The organism is Microbacterium sp. NPDC055455, from assembly GCF_053619935.1.
The window spans coordinates 100,018-114,214 of sequence record NZ_JBSHLB010000003.1 but is presented as its reverse complement, the minus strand read 5'-3'; the positions used below and the strand labels follow the sequence as shown (position 1 = coordinate 114,214).

Annotated in this window: 15 protein-coding genes; 7 read left to right on the top strand and 8 right to left on the bottom strand. The window is 74.0% G+C overall.

Annotated features, from left to right (window positions below):
* Window positions 1-12: 12 nt before the first annotated feature.
* Window positions 13-732, bottom strand: a complete 720-nt coding sequence (locus ACWGUG_RS10260; RefSeq protein ID WP_452324610.1) for an IclR family transcriptional regulator — start codon at window positions 730-732, stop codon at window positions 13-15.
* A 23-nt stretch (window positions 733-755) separates the two neighbouring features.
* The gene (locus tag ACWGUG_RS10255; RefSeq protein ID WP_452324609.1) at window positions 756-2,195 is read right to left on the bottom strand and encodes an APC family permease; all 1,440 of its coding nucleotides are present in this window, start codon (window positions 2,193-2,195) and stop codon (window positions 756-758) included.
* A gap of 247 nt (window positions 2,196-2,442) precedes the next feature.
* Here ACWGUG_RS10255 and ACWGUG_RS10250 point away from each other — a divergent pair, with 247 nt between their 5' ends.
* From ACWGUG_RS10250 to ACWGUG_RS10220, 7 genes are all read left to right on the top strand, one after another.
* Complete coding sequence (locus ACWGUG_RS10250) at window positions 2,443-3,285, top strand: hypothetical protein (protein ID WP_378884597.1); 843 nt, start codon at window positions 2,443-2,445, stop codon at window positions 3,283-3,285.
* A 17-nt stretch (window positions 3,286-3,302) separates the two neighbouring features.
* Window positions 3,303-5,222: a copper amine oxidase gene (locus ACWGUG_RS10245; protein WP_452324608.1), complete on the top strand. Its 1,920-nt coding sequence runs from the start codon at window positions 3,303-3,305 to the stop codon at window positions 5,220-5,222.
* A 74-nt stretch (window positions 5,223-5,296) separates the two neighbouring features.
* Window positions 5,297-5,983, top strand: a complete 687-nt coding sequence (locus ACWGUG_RS10240) for a DUF305 domain-containing protein (protein ID WP_452324607.1) — start codon at window positions 5,297-5,299, stop codon at window positions 5,981-5,983.
* Window positions 5,980-6,549: a signal peptidase I gene (lepB, locus tag ACWGUG_RS10235; protein ID WP_378884589.1), complete on the top strand. Its 570-nt coding sequence runs from the start codon at window positions 5,980-5,982 to the stop codon at window positions 6,547-6,549. Before ACWGUG_RS10240 ends, lepB begins: the two co-directional genes overlap by 4 nt.
* Before the next feature lie 123 nt (window positions 6,550-6,672).
* The gene (locus ACWGUG_RS10230; protein ID WP_336394892.1) at window positions 6,673-9,129 is read left to right on the top strand and encodes an FdhF/YdeP family oxidoreductase; all 2,457 of its coding nucleotides are present in this window, start codon (window positions 6,673-6,675) and stop codon (window positions 9,127-9,129) included.
* A gap of 29 nt (window positions 9,130-9,158) precedes the next feature.
* Complete coding sequence (locus ACWGUG_RS10225; protein ID WP_336394893.1) at window positions 9,159-9,638, top strand: MogA/MoaB family molybdenum cofactor biosynthesis protein; 480 nt, start codon at window positions 9,159-9,161, stop codon at window positions 9,636-9,638.
* Window positions 9,638-10,078 carry a molybdenum cofactor biosynthesis protein MoaE gene (locus ACWGUG_RS10220; RefSeq protein WP_452324606.1) on the top strand — a complete coding sequence of 147 codons (441 nt, stop codon included), beginning with the start codon at window positions 9,638-9,640 and terminating at the stop codon, window positions 10,076-10,078. Before ACWGUG_RS10225 ends, ACWGUG_RS10220 begins: the two co-directional genes overlap by 1 nt.
* Before the next feature lie 20 nt (window positions 10,079-10,098).
* On the opposite strand, the gene ACWGUG_RS10215 is transcribed toward ACWGUG_RS10220, so the two are convergent.
* The 6 genes from ACWGUG_RS10215 to ACWGUG_RS10190 are packed head-to-tail and all read right to left on the bottom strand — an operon-like array spanning window position 10,099 to window position 14,155.
* Complete coding sequence (locus ACWGUG_RS10215; protein ID WP_378884579.1) at window positions 10,099-10,332, bottom strand: MoaD/ThiS family protein; 234 nt, start codon at window positions 10,330-10,332, stop codon at window positions 10,099-10,101.
* Complete coding sequence (locus tag ACWGUG_RS10210; protein WP_336394896.1) at window positions 10,332-10,601, bottom strand: DUF6457 domain-containing protein; 270 nt, start codon at window positions 10,599-10,601, stop codon at window positions 10,332-10,334. Before ACWGUG_RS10210 ends, ACWGUG_RS10215 begins: the two co-directional genes overlap by 1 nt.
* Window positions 10,598-11,245: a molybdenum cofactor guanylyltransferase gene (gene mobA, locus ACWGUG_RS10205; RefSeq protein ID WP_452324605.1), complete on the bottom strand. Its 648-nt coding sequence runs from the start codon at window positions 11,243-11,245 to the stop codon at window positions 10,598-10,600. Before mobA ends, ACWGUG_RS10210 begins: the two co-directional genes overlap by 4 nt.
* Window positions 11,245-11,739 (bottom strand): cyclic pyranopterin monophosphate synthase MoaC, encoded by a 495-nt coding sequence (gene moaC, locus ACWGUG_RS10200; RefSeq protein WP_452324604.1) that lies wholly within the window; start codon window positions 11,737-11,739, stop codon window positions 11,245-11,247. The genes mobA and moaC overlap by 1 nt, the downstream gene beginning before the upstream one ends.
* Entirely contained in the window at window positions 11,736-12,980 is a 1,245-nt protein-coding gene (locus ACWGUG_RS10195; protein WP_452324603.1) for a molybdopterin molybdotransferase MoeA, read from the bottom strand. Before ACWGUG_RS10195 ends, moaC begins: the two co-directional genes overlap by 4 nt.
* A complete protein-coding gene (locus ACWGUG_RS10190; protein WP_452324602.1) occupies window positions 12,977-14,155 on the bottom strand; it encodes a ThiF family adenylyltransferase in 1,179 nt (392 codons plus the stop codon). The genes ACWGUG_RS10195 and ACWGUG_RS10190 overlap by 4 nt, the downstream gene beginning before the upstream one ends.
* Window positions 14,156-14,197: the final 42 nt, after the last annotated feature.

Here is a 14,197-nt window from a genome sequence, read left to right as displayed (position 1 = left end):
TCCCGCCGCGGGTCACCAGCCGCTGAGGGAGCCCAGCGGAGCGAGGGCGCGCGCCGCGTCGCGCAATGCTCCGACGTGGCGCGCCGCGACGGAGAGCCGCCCGATCGCCGTCGACAGGGTCACGGCGCCGACGGGGCGGGCGGCGTGGTCGTGGATGGGCACCGCGAGGCACCCGCGGTCGGGTGCGAGGAGCGCGCCCTGCTCGGTGTACCCGCGCACGGCGTAGGCCTCACGGATCGCTCGGACGTCCTCGGCCGGTGCGCCGCTGCCCCAGCTCGGGGCCCGCGGCATGCGGCGGTCGGGGTGGGCGACGAGCCACAGGTGCCCGATCGCCGAGCGCAGCGGATCGCCGAGCAGGGCGTCGCGGTCGGAGAGGGGGCGTGTGCCGTCCTCGTCGAGCACCACCAGGCCGGTCCGGTGGAAGGCGAACAGGTGCACCGCCTCGCCGGTCTCGGCGCGCAGCCGGTCCACCACGTCCGCGTGGTCGGGTCGGGAGCGGGCTCCGACGACAGCCGCGAGCTCGAGCACGCGGGTGCCGAGGACGAAGCCGGAGAAGTCGGCACGGCGCACCAGGTACTCGTCGCGCACCAGCGCGTTGACGACGCGGTACACGGTGGCCCGCGGCGCGCCGACCGCGCGGGCGATCTCGGCGGCCGAGGCGCCGTGATGGTCGCGCGCGACCTGCTCGAGGATCTCGAGCGCGAGTCCCAGGCCCCTCTCCGGCAACGGCATGTCGCGCGGGAGACCCGCCCCGCTCACCTCCGCGCCGACCCGTCGATCGTGTCTGCATCGACCGGCCAGTCGTGCACGCCGATGCGCGCCGCCACCGCGGGGTTGCGCAGCAGGCGCACGGTGCCGGCGCCCACGACGGCGGCGAGGATGCCCGCCGCCCACAGGAGGCCCGCGGGGTTCTCGCGCATCGTCACGCCGACGTAGAACGCGAGCACGCACAGCAGACCTGCGAGCGGCACCGTGCTCACGACCACCGCCCGGGCGGTGAGCTCCCCGATCCGCCCGAGGAAGACGGGCGCGGCCGCGCACACCAGCGCGTACGCCAGCACGAAACCGAGGATCGAGGCCGGCGAGGTGACGACGCGCATGTCCTGACGGCTGCCGCCCGCGGCGAGCACCGCCACCGGGACGGCGGTGACCGTCGCTGCGAGGATCAGCCCGCCGATCGCGGGCACCCCGCGCCGGGACACGTGCCCGAGCGCGGCGGGGAGCAGCCCCTCGCGGCTCATGGCGAACGCGAGGCGGGTCGCGGCGGTGGTCATCGCGAGCGCGCAGGCGAGGAACGAGACCGCGACGATGACATCGATGAGGTGCGCGAACCCGGTCACGGCGGCGAGGGATGCCGCGCCCGGCTGCTCGGCGACGATGGACAGCTGGGCAGCCGTGCCGACGAGCATGACCAGGCCGGTCGCACCGACGCTCCACATCACCGCGCGCGGGACGGCGGCGAACGGACGCCGCGTCTCGGGACCCAGCGCGGCGCCGCTCTCGAATCCGACGAAGCCGATGAGCGAGAAGGCGACGCCGGTGATGATCGCCTCCATCGAGAAGTCGGCCGCGCGCGGGACCAGCAGGCCGACGTCCCAGCGGCTCACGCCCAGCGCCGCCACCGAGAGGCCCAGCACCGTCAGCACCGCGACGGATTCCAGCACGAGGAGGACGCGCGTGGACATGCGCAGGCCGCGCGCGACGACGAGGGCGATGACCGCGCCGAATCCGATGATGAGCGCGATCACCAGCAGCGGCGAGGCGGGACCGCCGCTGAGGAGATCGGCGAGTCGGTGCGAACCCGAAGCGAGCGTGTTCATCGCGACCGCCAGATAGCCGATGCCGAGGGCCGCCCCGGTCACGAGGCCGATATGGGGTCCGAGACCGCGCGCGGCGAAGGTGTAGAGCGCGCCGGTGCTCGCGATGCGCCGGGCGAAGATGCCGATGACGAGGCCGACGCCGACGACCAGGGTGATGGTGAGGGCGATGTCGAAGAACCCGAACGACCCGCTCCGCGCGAAGAGGGCGCCCGGGTGCACGAGCAGGACGCCGGCGGGTGCGGTCGCGGCGACCGACTGCGCGACGACGTCGACCGTGTGCGCGTGCCGCCGGCGCAGCCCCGCGAACGGCGAACTGCCGCCCAGATCCCGCCGCGGCCGAGCCTGCTCGATCGCGTCCGCGAGTGCACTGCTCACGCGTCCTCCTCCGCACCGGCCCGCCGCGATGCGGCTGCGCGCGAGGCTACCGCCCGTGCGTTGCCGGAAAGCGCGGAGTGTGTTTCGGCGCTGTGACACCGCCTGAGACATCCGCGGCGCCCGGCCGCCCCGTCGTCTCAGCATGATTTCGATCGGCGTTCGCCGCTCCATACCGCGGGGAAACGGCGCCGGCGAAGAATCGGCCCGACGCGGGTGCAGCCGCGTCTTCGCCATCGAAAGGACTCCTGTGACCGATACACAGCTCTCTCCTGACGGGGACTCGCCACCCCCGGAGCGGCAGCGCGCTCGCCGAGGCGGTGTGCTGACGCCGCGGGCGCTCGGCATCGGCTCCGCGGTCGCCGCCGCGGCAGCCGCCGTCGCCCTCGTCTTCGCCACGCAGACCGCCGTGCAGGCGACGTCGTCCCCCGAGACCCCGCCGGCCACCCCCATCGCCGCCGACAGCACCGATGAGGACGCGCCCGAGAAGGCGGCGGAGGTCGCCAAGCCCCCGGCGATCGCCGCCGCCTACGACGCTCTCACGGGAGCCGAGGTGGAGTACGTCCGCTTCCTCGGCGCCCAGGACGCGGCGTTCGCCGCCGGCGAGGACGTCTTCGGCGACGCCGGACTGCAGTTCCTGTCCACCGACGTCGCCGACCCGCAGGCGTACGCCGACGGGCAGCGGCGTCTGCTCTCGCTCTACTACGACTACGGCACGAACGAGACGGTGAGCATGATCGTCAACGCGACCACCGGTGCCGTCGAGTCGGTCGATCGCGCGTCGGGCACCCAGCCGGCGCCGACCGACGCCGAGACGGCGCTCGCGTGGGAGCTGCTGCTCGACTCGGAGGCGGCTCAGCCCGTCGTCGACGAGTTCGCGGCGCTCACAGGCGGCTCCGCGCTCACCCCGGCATCCGCCGAGGTCCTCCTCACCGCCCACTCCTTCGTGACGGATGCCGGATCCTTCGGCGCCGAATCGTGCGGCGTCGACCGGTGCGTGCAGGTGCTCGCCCAGGTCGACGGCGGGGCCTTCCTCACCACCAGCACGTTCGTCGTCAACCTCTCGACGCGTGCCGTCCTGTCCATCTCATGACCATGGAGACACTCCCGATGAAACGACCCACCCTTCGCCGGCTGCTCGGCGCGGGCACCGCGATGACCCTGCTCGCGGGCGGACTGGTGCTGTCGGCGCCCGCGGCCGCCTCGGCGCAGACCGTCACCGAGGCATCCTGCTCCGGCGACTCCCTCGTCTCGGAGACGCTCGAGGCCGGATCGAGCTGGCAGATGTGCTGGCGCCTGGACACCTACCGGGGCCTCGTGCTCGACAAGGTTGCCTACCAGCCGCGAGACGATGCGGCGCCGATCCTCGTGCTCGACTCGATCGCGCTCGCACAGCTGAACGTGCCCTATGACACCGGCGCGACCGAGTACAACGACGTCACCACCTATCAGGTCGGCGGCCGTCGCCTGCAGGCCATCGAAGCCGTCGACTGCCCGGTCGGCGAGGTGCGCACCTCGTGGGTCGACGCCACCCGCGGCGAGATCCCCGCGATCTGCATCGGCGAGGAGGACTCCGGCCTCGCGTACCGCTCGAACATCGCGCGGGATGCGCTGTACGCCGCGCAGGGCACCGACCTCGTGCTGCACACGGTGTCGCGCATCGGGTGGTACGAGTACCAGACCGAGTACCGCTTCCACGACGACGGCGAGATCTCGGTGCGCCTCGGCGCGACCGGCGACCTGTCGCCGAACGACTACGTCGACGTCGTCAACCAGGGCTGGCCGATCGCGCCGGGCCAGGAGGACTTCGCGGTCAACCACTACCACTCGGCGTTCTGGCGCGTGGACTTCGGCATCGACTCCGGCGCCGGCCAGGTGGTCGAGAAGTTCGCGACGACGCCGACCGGCGAGCACGGCACGACCGGCGACACCGGCCACACCGCGATCCTCGAGACGCAGGTCACGCAGGTCACGAACGAGACCAAGACGATGGGGGCCAACCGCGAGGCGTATCGGGTCGTGAACCCCGAGAGCCTCAACGCCGACGGACACGCCCGCTCGTACGAGATCATCGTGCCGCGCGACCAGGCGTACAACCTGAACCCCGAGACGGACTTCGACATCGCCTTCACGGCCGCCAAGTCCGACGAGATCCACGCCAGCTACAACCTGATCCCGTCGAAGGCGGGGCAGATGGTCACCGACTACATCGCCGACGGCGAGACGCTCGAGGACCCGGTGGCGTGGGTGAACGTGGGCTTCCACCACATCAACCGCGACGAGGACCAGAGCCCGATGCCGATCCACTGGCAGGGCTTCACCCTCTACCCGCGGGACTTCGCCGCACAGAACCCCAACATCCCCGAGGGCCGCAAGTGGGTCAACGGCGACATGCGGGGCGTCCCGAACCCGAACATCACCCCGACCCCGACGGCATCGCCGACGCCGGCCCCCACGACGGAGCCCACCCCGACCCCGACGCCGACTCCGACCGACGCAGGCAACGGCAACGGCAACGGCGGGAACGGCAACGGCGGGAACGGCAACGGCAACGGGAACGGCGGCGGCAACGGCAGCGGCAGCGGCGGCGGTGATGCGGCGGCCCCGACGGCGGCACCCGTCACCTTCGGCCAGCCCGAGGTCGCCCCGGGCGCGGCGCAGACCGCGTCGGCCGGCGGGTTCACCCCCGGCGAGACCGTCAGCGCCGTGATGCACTCCGACCCGGTCGACGTCGGCACGTTCGTCGCCGACAGCGAGGGAGAGGTGACCGTGCAGTTCGTCGTCCCGTCCGACACCCCGGCCGGCGAGCACACGCTCGCGCTGACGGGTCAGACGTCCTCGGCGGTGGCGCAGGGCACCTTCACAGTGGCATCCGCCTCGCCCTCGGCGGTCTTCGGAGCGCTCGCGACGACCGGCACCGACGCGAACCGCTGGGCCATGTCGGGCCTGGTGCTCCTGGTCGCCGGTGCGGGCCTCGCGGGCACCGCGTGGCACATGCGTCGCCAGCAGGGGCTGAGGGCGCAGGCCTGAACCCCGCCGCGGGGCGGTGCGCGCAGCGCGCCGCCCCGCTCGACGCACCCGACGTCCGACCCGAAAGGAATCCGATGCCCCATCGCATCGCGGCCACCGGGGTGGTTCTCGCCGTCTCCACCGCGCTCGTCGGCGGCGCCGCCGTCGCTCTCGGCATGACGGTTCCCGCGACGTCCGCGCCCCAGGCCGTCGCCTCCTCGGGGATGACGGATGCCGCGACCGCCGCCTACCCGACGGTGGTGGACCACTGCTACATCGAGGGCATGATCCCGCATCACGAGCAGGCGCTCGAGCTGAGCCGGCTCGTGCTCGACGCCGACGGCGTGAGGGATCGCACCCGGGCGCTCGCCGAGTTCATCGTCGCCGATCAGAGCGGCGAGATCCAGACGATGCGGGCATGGCAGGATGCCTGGCGACGGGCCCTCCCGACGGATCCGGAGCACACGGGCCACGGGGCGCACGCGGCGGCCGTCGCGCCGGGGGGAGGCATCCCGTCCGGCTGCGACGATCACGGTCACACGGAGATGAAGGGCATGGCCACCGTCGAGCAGCTCGCCGCCCTCGACGCCGCCGAGGGCGCCGCGGCCGACCGGATGTTCCTCGAGCTCATGATCGTCCATCACGAGGGCGCCCTCGTGATGGCGGAGCGTGTCGTGCGCGACGGCACGAATGCGTTCGCGCGCACCTCGGGCAAGCACGTGCTCATCGAGCAGGAACGCGAGGTCGCCGCCATGACGTCGCTGCTCGAAGGCCCGCCATGACCCTGACCGGCGCGCGCGCAGCGACCGTCCCCTCGGCGGAGTCGCCCGCCGCCCGGCGGGGCCGGCGCCCGCTGGCGTGGGCGTTCGCCGCCGCCGGGCCTGTCGCGGTCGCCGCCGTCCTGGCCGCGGGGCTCGGGGTCGCGACCGTGCAGAACGACTCCATGAGCCCGGCGCTGCGCGGCGGCGACACCGTGGTGTTCGACCGCTGGAGCGCACCCGCGCGCGGCGACGTCGTGCTGCTCGTCGATCGCGAAGGCTGGTCGGGTACGCCGGATGCGCTCCTGGTGAAGCGGGTCGTCGGTGTCGAGGGCGACGTGGTCGTCTGCTGCGAGGCCGGCACCGGGAGGCTCGTCGTCAACGGGAAGCCGGTCGACGAGCCTCACGCCCCGGCATCCCGCCCCGGCGGCGACATCCCCTTCCGTGTCGCCGTGCCGGAGGACGCCGTGTGGGTCATGGGCGACAACCGCGCCGCCTCCGCCGATTCGCGCCTGTCGGTGTCGGAGCCGGGGCACGGCAGCGTACCGCTCGCGGACCTTCGCGGCGTCGCGCGCCTCTGGTGGAGCTGAGCCCCGCGCCGCAGCGTGCCCGGGGCACCGCGGCCGGCCGCGGCTTGGCCCGGCATCCGCTCTCCTTCCCGTTCAGCGGAGGAGGACGCGCCGGGGCGGCCCGGCGAGGCATAGCCTGGAGACATGGCGACGAAGCCCCCGAGAGCGGATATCGACGAGTCCCGCGTGCACGTCACACGACCGAAGAAGGTCGCCGTGGGCGTGCCGGCGGTGCTGCACGCCCTCGAGATGGCGACCGAGCAGATGGGCGTGACCCGCTCGGTCCAGACGCTGCTGCGCGTCAACCAGAAGGACGGCTTCGACTGCCCCGGGTGCGCCTGGCCGGAGGAGGACAGACGCCACGTCGCGGAGTTCTGCGAGAACGGCGCGAAGGCGGTCGCCGAGGAGGCGACGCTGCGGCGGGTCGGGCCGGAGTTCTTCGCGGAGCACTCCCTCGACGAGCTGCGCGCGCACGACGACTGGTGGCTCGGTCAGCAGGGGCGGCTGACGCACCCGATGGTGCGGGAGGAGGGCGCGACCCACTACCGCCCGATCTCGTGGGACGACGCGCTGCGGCTGATCGCCGACGAGCTGCGATCGCTCGAGGACCCCGACGAGGCGGTGTTCTACACCTCGGGCCGCACGTCGAACGAGGCCGCGTTCCTCTACCAGCTGCTGGTGCGCGGCATCGGGACCAACAACCTGCCGGACTGCTCGAACATGTGCCACGAGTCCAGCGGCTCGGCGCTCACCGAGACCATCGGGATCGGCAAGGGCACGGTGTCGATCGACGACATCCACGACGCCGACCTGCTCATCGTCGCGGGGCAGAACCCCGGCACAAACCATCCGCGCATGCTGTCGGCGCTCGAGAAGGCCAAGCAGCGCGGGGCGACGATCATCGCGGTGAACCCGCTCCCCGAGGCGGGCCTGATGCGCTTCGAGAATCCGCAGACGGTGCGCGGCGTCGCCTTCGGCGGCACGAAGCTCGCCGACGAGTTCGTGCAGATCCGGCTCGGCGGCGACCAGGCGCTGTTCCAGGCGATCGGCAAGCACCTGCTCGAGGCGGAGGCGGCCGACGGCGGTGTGCTCGACCACGAGTTCATCGCGGCGCACACGAGCGGTTTCGACGCGTACAGGCAGGCGATGGCGGATGCCCCGTGGCGAGAGCTCGTCGCCGCCACCGGGCTGCCCGAGAAGGCGCTGCGCCGCGTGGGCGAGGCGGTGCGCGCCTCCAAGGCCACCATCGTCTGCTGGGCGATGGGACTCACCCAGCACAAGCACTCCGTGCCGATGCTCCGCGACGTGGTGAACATGCTGCTGCTGCAGGGCAACATCGGACGCACCGGCGCCGGCGTGTGCCCCGTGCGGGGGCACTCCAACGTGCAGGGCGACCGCACGGTCGGCATCTACGAGAAGCCGTCCGCCGCCTTCCTCGACGCGCTCGACCAGGAGTTCGGCTTCGCCGCTCCGCGTGAGCACGGGTTCGACACGGTGGAGGCGATCCGGGCGATGCGCGACGGACGCGTCCGCTTCTTCATGGGCATGGGCGGCAACTTCGTGTCGGCCACGCCCGACACCGCCGTCGTCGAGGCGGGGATGGCGCGGGTGGGGCTCACCGTGCAGGTGTCGACCAAGCTCAACCGCTCCCACGTCGTGACGGGGCGGCGGGCGCTCATCCTCCCCACCCTCGGGCGCACCGACCGGGACCGCCGCGGCGGTCGCGAGCAGCGTGTCACGGTGGAGGATTCCATGGGCGCCGTGCACGCCTCGCGCGGCCGGCTCGCGCCCCCCGCCGAGGACCTGCTCAGCGAGGTCGCGATCGTCTCGCGCCTGAGCGCGCTGGTGTTCGGTCCTGAGCCCGGCGCGACCGAGGAGGCGCCGGCCACTCTCGCGCCCGCGTCCGCGCACACGGGCGCCACCCGCCACGAGCGCGGCTATCCCGAGCGCACCCCGGCGGAGGAGAGCGACGGCACCGTCCCGGCAGCCGGGACCAGCGGCGGGCCGCACAACGTCCCGCAGGCGGACTGGGCCGCGCTCGAGGCCGACTACGCGTTGATCCGGGCCCACATCGAACGCGTCATCCCGGGGTTCGAGGACTACGAGGAGCGCATCGACAAGGGGCGCACGCTCCACCTTCCCAACGGCCCGCGCGACGCGCGCCGGTTCGCCACCGTCGACGGCAGGGCCCGGTTCACGGTCAACCCCCTCGTGTACCCGGTGATCCCGCGCGGACGCCTGCTGCTGCAGACGCTGCGCTCCCACGATCAGTACAACACGACGATCTACGGCAAGGACGACCGGTACCGCGGCATCCACGGCGGCCGCCGCGTCGTGCTGGTGAACGAGAAGGACATCGTGTCGCTCGGGTTCGCCGAGGACGACGTCGTCGACCTCGTCTCGGAGTGGACGCGGCCCGACGGGAGCATCGAGGAGCGTCGCGCCGAGGAGTTCCGCATCGTCGCGTACCGCACGCCCCGGGGGAACGCGGCCGCCTACTACCCCGAGACCAACGTCCTGGTGCCGCTCGACTCGGTCGCCGACGTCTCCGGCACCCCGACGTCGAAGTCCGTGGTCGTGCGCCTCGAGTCCCGCGCGTGAGGGGCGCGGCGCATGCCTAGGCTGGGGGCATGACCCGAGCCGCCGTCATCTGCTTCTCCGACCGCTCGGCCGCAGGCACCCGACCCGACGAGAGCGGCCCGATCGCGGTCGCGGCGCTGCGGGAGGCCGGCTTCGACTGCGATGACGCGGTGATCGTGCCCGACGGCGCCGACAACGTCGAGCGGGCCCTGACCGCCGAGATCATGGCCGGCGTGAAGCTCGTCATCACGACGGGCGGCACCGGGGTGTCGCCGCGCGACCAGACGCCCGAGGGCACGGCGCGCGTGGTGACGCGCGAGCTCCCCGGCATCGCCGAGGAGCTGCGACGGCGCGGCGCGGCCGAGAAGCCGGCCGCCATCCTGACACGCGGCATCGCCGGTGCGGTCGACCCGCACGGCGCGCTCGTGGTGAACCTTCCGGGGTCGCCGGCGGCCGTGGCATCCGGCATGCCCGTCGTCGTGTCGGTGGCCCGTCACGTGCTGGACCAGCTCACCGGCGGAGATCACTGATGGCCGTCTCGACCGACGCGGTGCGGATCGCGGCGATCAGCGCCGAGCCGCTCGACCTCGACGCCCACCTGCGTGCGATCGACGACCCGCGGATGGGGGCGGTCACGACGTTCGTCGGTCGCGTCCGCGATCACGATCCGGATGCCGCGACCACGGTCGTCGCGCTCGAGTACTCGGCGCACCCCGATGCCGAGGCCGGGCTCAGGCGCCTGGCGACGGCCGCCGTCGGGTCGACCGAGGCGCTGGTGGCGGTGTCCCACCGCGTGGGGACGCTCCAGATCGGCGACGCCGCCGTGGTGATCGCGGTCGCCTCCGCCCACCGGGCCACGGCGTTCGAGGTGTGCCGCACGCTGATCGAGACGATCAAGACCGACCTCCCCGTCTGGAAGAAGCAGGTCGAATCGGACGGCACCGCCACCTGGCTCGGCCTCGGCGGCTGATCCCGCCGCGGCGCGGCGGCTCAGCCGCCGGCGAAGGGCGGGAGCACGTCGACGAGGTCATCGGCGCCGAGGGGCGTGTCGTCGCCCACGCGGGAGCCGCCCACCAGCACGGCGCAGCGGGGGAGGATGCCGCCGAGGCCCTGGTGCTCCTCCGCCACCGCGCGCCGCAGATCGCCGAGCGTCGTCTCGGTGCGGCGCTCGCTGTCCAGGCCCGTGGCCTCCTGTGCGGCGGCGAAATAGCGGACGACGGCCACTACTGCTCCCAGCTGTTCGCCATCGCGGTGACCGCGGCCAGCGCCGCGCGCACCTCCTCCGGGTCGGTCCCCGCGCGTCCGGCGACGAGGCCCGCGACGAAGGCGCCGAGGGGAGCGGCCGGCCGGGCGACGCCGTTGGCCACATCGCGCGCGAGGTCGAGCACCGCGGCGACCGGCACGTCGGCCTCGCCGAGGCCGAACCGATCGCGCAGCGCCGCTGCCCAGTCGTCGAGGGCTTCGGGCGGAAGGGTGCGGGACTGCTCGCTCATGACGGCTCCTCCGAGATCCGGTCGTGCGCCGCGCGATCGGCTCGCGCGCGTGCCTCCTCCAGATCCTGCCACGTGTCGACGTCGCGGGTCAGGTCGTCCGGCGCCGCCACGACGGCGATCGCGAGTTCGGCGACGAGCGCGCGCACCGGCTGGTCGCGTCCGGCGTCCGGGAGAGCGGATGCCGCGGCCCGCAGCGCCCTCGTGCGGTAGGCGCCGGTGAGCCACTGGGGCCGGCTCGACCCGTCGCCGAGGCAGAGGCCGTCGGTGTCGGGCGGCAGGAGCGGCAGGTCGTCCACGAGGCGGCGCACCGCCTGCCCTGCCCAGGGGAGGTCGCACGCGAGGAGGAGCGTCCACTCCGGGTCCGTCGCGGCGGGCCACGTCCCGAGCGCGGTGACGACCGCCGCGGCGGGGCCGCCGAACGGCGGGTCCTCGCGCACCCAGGTCACCGGCAGCGTCTCGTCGAGGACCGGTGCCACGACGGTGATCGGCCGGGCTCCCGCATCCGTCGCCGCCGACACGGCTGTCGACAGCAGTGTGCGGCCGCCGACCTCGAACAGCGGCTTCGTCGCACCGCCGACGCGCGTGGACCGGCCGCCGGCCAGGAGGATCGCGCCGAGTCGGCGAGGATCGGTCGGCGCGGCCATCATTCCCCGGCCGGGCGGCGCCAGTCGCCGCTCTTGCCCCCGGTCTTGGCGATGATCCGCACGTCTTCGATCGACGTGCCCTTGTCGATGCCCTTCACCATGTCGACCACCGCGAGGGCGGCCACCGAGACGGCGGTGAGGGCCTCCATCTCGACCCCGGTGCGGTCGGCGGTGCGGACCGTCGCCTCGATCGCGACGCCGTCGTCCTCGATCGCGAGGTCGACCGCTGCGCCGTGCACGCCGATGACATGGGCGAGTGGCAGCAGCTCGGGGGTGCGCTTGGCGGCCTGGATGCCGGAGATGCGGGCGACGGCGAGCACGTCGCCCTTCGGCACCGACCCGTCCCGCAGCGCCGCGACGACCTCGGGCGCACAGCGCACGAACCCACGGGCGGTCGCCGAACGCACCGTCGGCTGCTTGAGGGTCACGTCGACCATGCGGGCGTTCCCGGCGTCGTCGAGATGCGTGAACGTCGGCTGCTCGTGCGTGCTCATGAGATCAGCATGACATCGACGGGATCGCCCGCCGCGACGGCATCCGTCTCCGCCGGCACCACGGCGTAGGCCTCGGCGCGGCCGAGTCCGCCGGCGAGGTGCGACCCGCCGCTCGTGGCGGGCACGGCGAGCCATCCGCCAGGGACCGACCGGTCGATCGTCACCGGCAGGTACTGCCGCCGCGCGGGCGGGGTGCGCCAGCCGGCCGCGGCGCGGAGCGTGATCACGGGCCGATCGAGCACGTCCCTGCCCTGCAGGCGCAGCAGAGCGGGCCGGACGAACACCTCGAACGACACCGCGGCACTGACCGGGTTGCCCGGAAGCCCGAACAGCAGCGTTCCCGACTCCAGGCGGCCGAATCCCTGCGGCTTGCCGGGCTGCATCGCCACCCTCGAGAAGCTCATGCGGCCGCTGAGCGTGGTCTTGACGACCTCGTACGCTCCGGCGCTCACGCCGCCCGAGAAGATCACCACGTCGGCGCGGTCGGACGATCGCGCGTCGGTCACCTCCGCGAGCAGCGTCTCGAGTCCGACGCCCTCGTCGGAGACGCTCGCGCGGCGCACGATGTCCGCTCCTGCCTCCGCGGCGAGGGCGGCGAGCAGGAAGCTGTTGGACTCCGGGATCTGGCCGCGGCGCAGCGGCGAGCCCGGTTCCACGAGCTCGCTGCCCGTGGAGATGACGGCGACACGCGGGCGCCGCGCGACCACCACCTCGGCGACGCCGGCCGCCGCGGCGGCCGCGAGCTGCAGGGGGCCCAGGAGCGCGCCGCCGGGGAGCACCTCGTCGCCGGCGCGCGCGTCCTCGCCGGCGCGGCGGATGTGGGCCCCCACCGCACGGGGGGCGGCGAGGACCGAGATCGACCCGAGGGAATCGGCGAGGCCGCCCGCGGTGTCCTCGAACGGGACGATGGCGTCGGCGTCGGTCGGCACGGCCGATCCCGTCATGATGCGGGCCGCCTCGCCCGCAGCCACGCGCGGGTCGGCGTCGGAGCCGGCGGGCAGGTCCGCGACGACCCGGAGGGCGGCGGGTGCGGCGGGCGCGGCATCCGCGACGTCCGCGAAGCGTACAGCGAACCCGTCCATGGCGGAGTTGTCGAACACGGGGATGTCGACCGCGGCGTGCACCGGCGCGCGCAGCGTGCGGCCGTGCGCCGCGGCGAGCGGCAGCCGCTCGGGCTCGAGCGGCTCGGCGGCCGCCAGCACGTCGGCGAGGTGCTCCTCGACGCTGCGCAGCCCGCTCACGCGTCCACCGCCGCGTCGGCGGTCTCGCGCGTCCACGCCTCGATGCCGCCGGCGAGCACGGATGCCTCGATCCCCGCGCCGCGGAGGGCCGCCGCCGCGCGCTGCGCGCGCATGCCCACCTGGCACACCACGACCACGGGCGCGGCGCCCATCCTGCCGGGGTCGGCGAGTACCTCGGCGAGCGGGCGGAGCGTCGATCCCGGGATGACGCCGCGCTCGGTCTCGAAGGGCTCACGCACGTCGAGCAGCACCGCGCCCGCCTTCTGCGCGGCGATCGCCTGGGCGGCCGTCAGCTGCGGGATCGGCGTGCGGGGAGTCGGCTCCGCACCGGGTCGTGCGGCGGGCGCCCCGCGTTCGGCGGCCGCACCGCGCTCGGCGGGCGTCGCGCGCCCTTCGCCGGCGGTCGTGGCGGCGGGGCGCAGCGGGACCTCGTCGGTGCGGCCGCGGAGGGCGTCGATGACGAGCACGCGCCCGAGGAGGGGCTCACCGACGCCGGTGATGAGCTTGATCGCCTCGATGGACAGGAGCGAGCCGACCTGCAGGCACAGCGCGCCGAGCACGCCGACCTGCGCACAGGTCGGGGCGTCGCGCGCGGGATCCGGCGGGTACAGGTCCGCGAGGCGCACGGGGGCCGCTCCGGCCGGCGGCGACGACCAGAACACCGTCGCCTGGGCGTGGAACTCCTGCACGACGCCCCACACGAGCGGCACGCCGAGCTGCTCGCAGGCGGCCGCGACGGCCTCGCGCGTCTCGAAGGTGTCGGTGCCGTCCACGACGACGTGCGCGCCGCCGAGGAGTTCGACGGCGTTCGCGGGGGTGAGCACGGCTCGCACCGCGCGCACGACGGTGGTCGGCGACAAGTCGGCGGCGATGCGCACGGCCGAGTCGACCTTCGGCGCCCCGACGTCGCGCGTGCGGTGCATGACCTGGCGCTGCAGATTGGATGCCTCCACCAGGTCGTCGTCGATGATGGTGAGGGTGCCGACGCCGGCGGCCGCGAGGGCCAGCACGGCGGGGGAGCCGAGACCGCCCGCACCGACCACGGCGACGTGGGCGGCGGCGAGGCGGCGCTGTGCGACGTCGCCGAATCCCGCCAGGACGCGGTGGCGCGCGGTGCGCGTGCTCTCCGTGGCGGTGAGCTCGGCGACCGGCTCGACGAGTGGGGGAAAGGCCATGCCGACAGGCTACGCCGCGCCCGCGGCGGCGGCGCTGCGAAG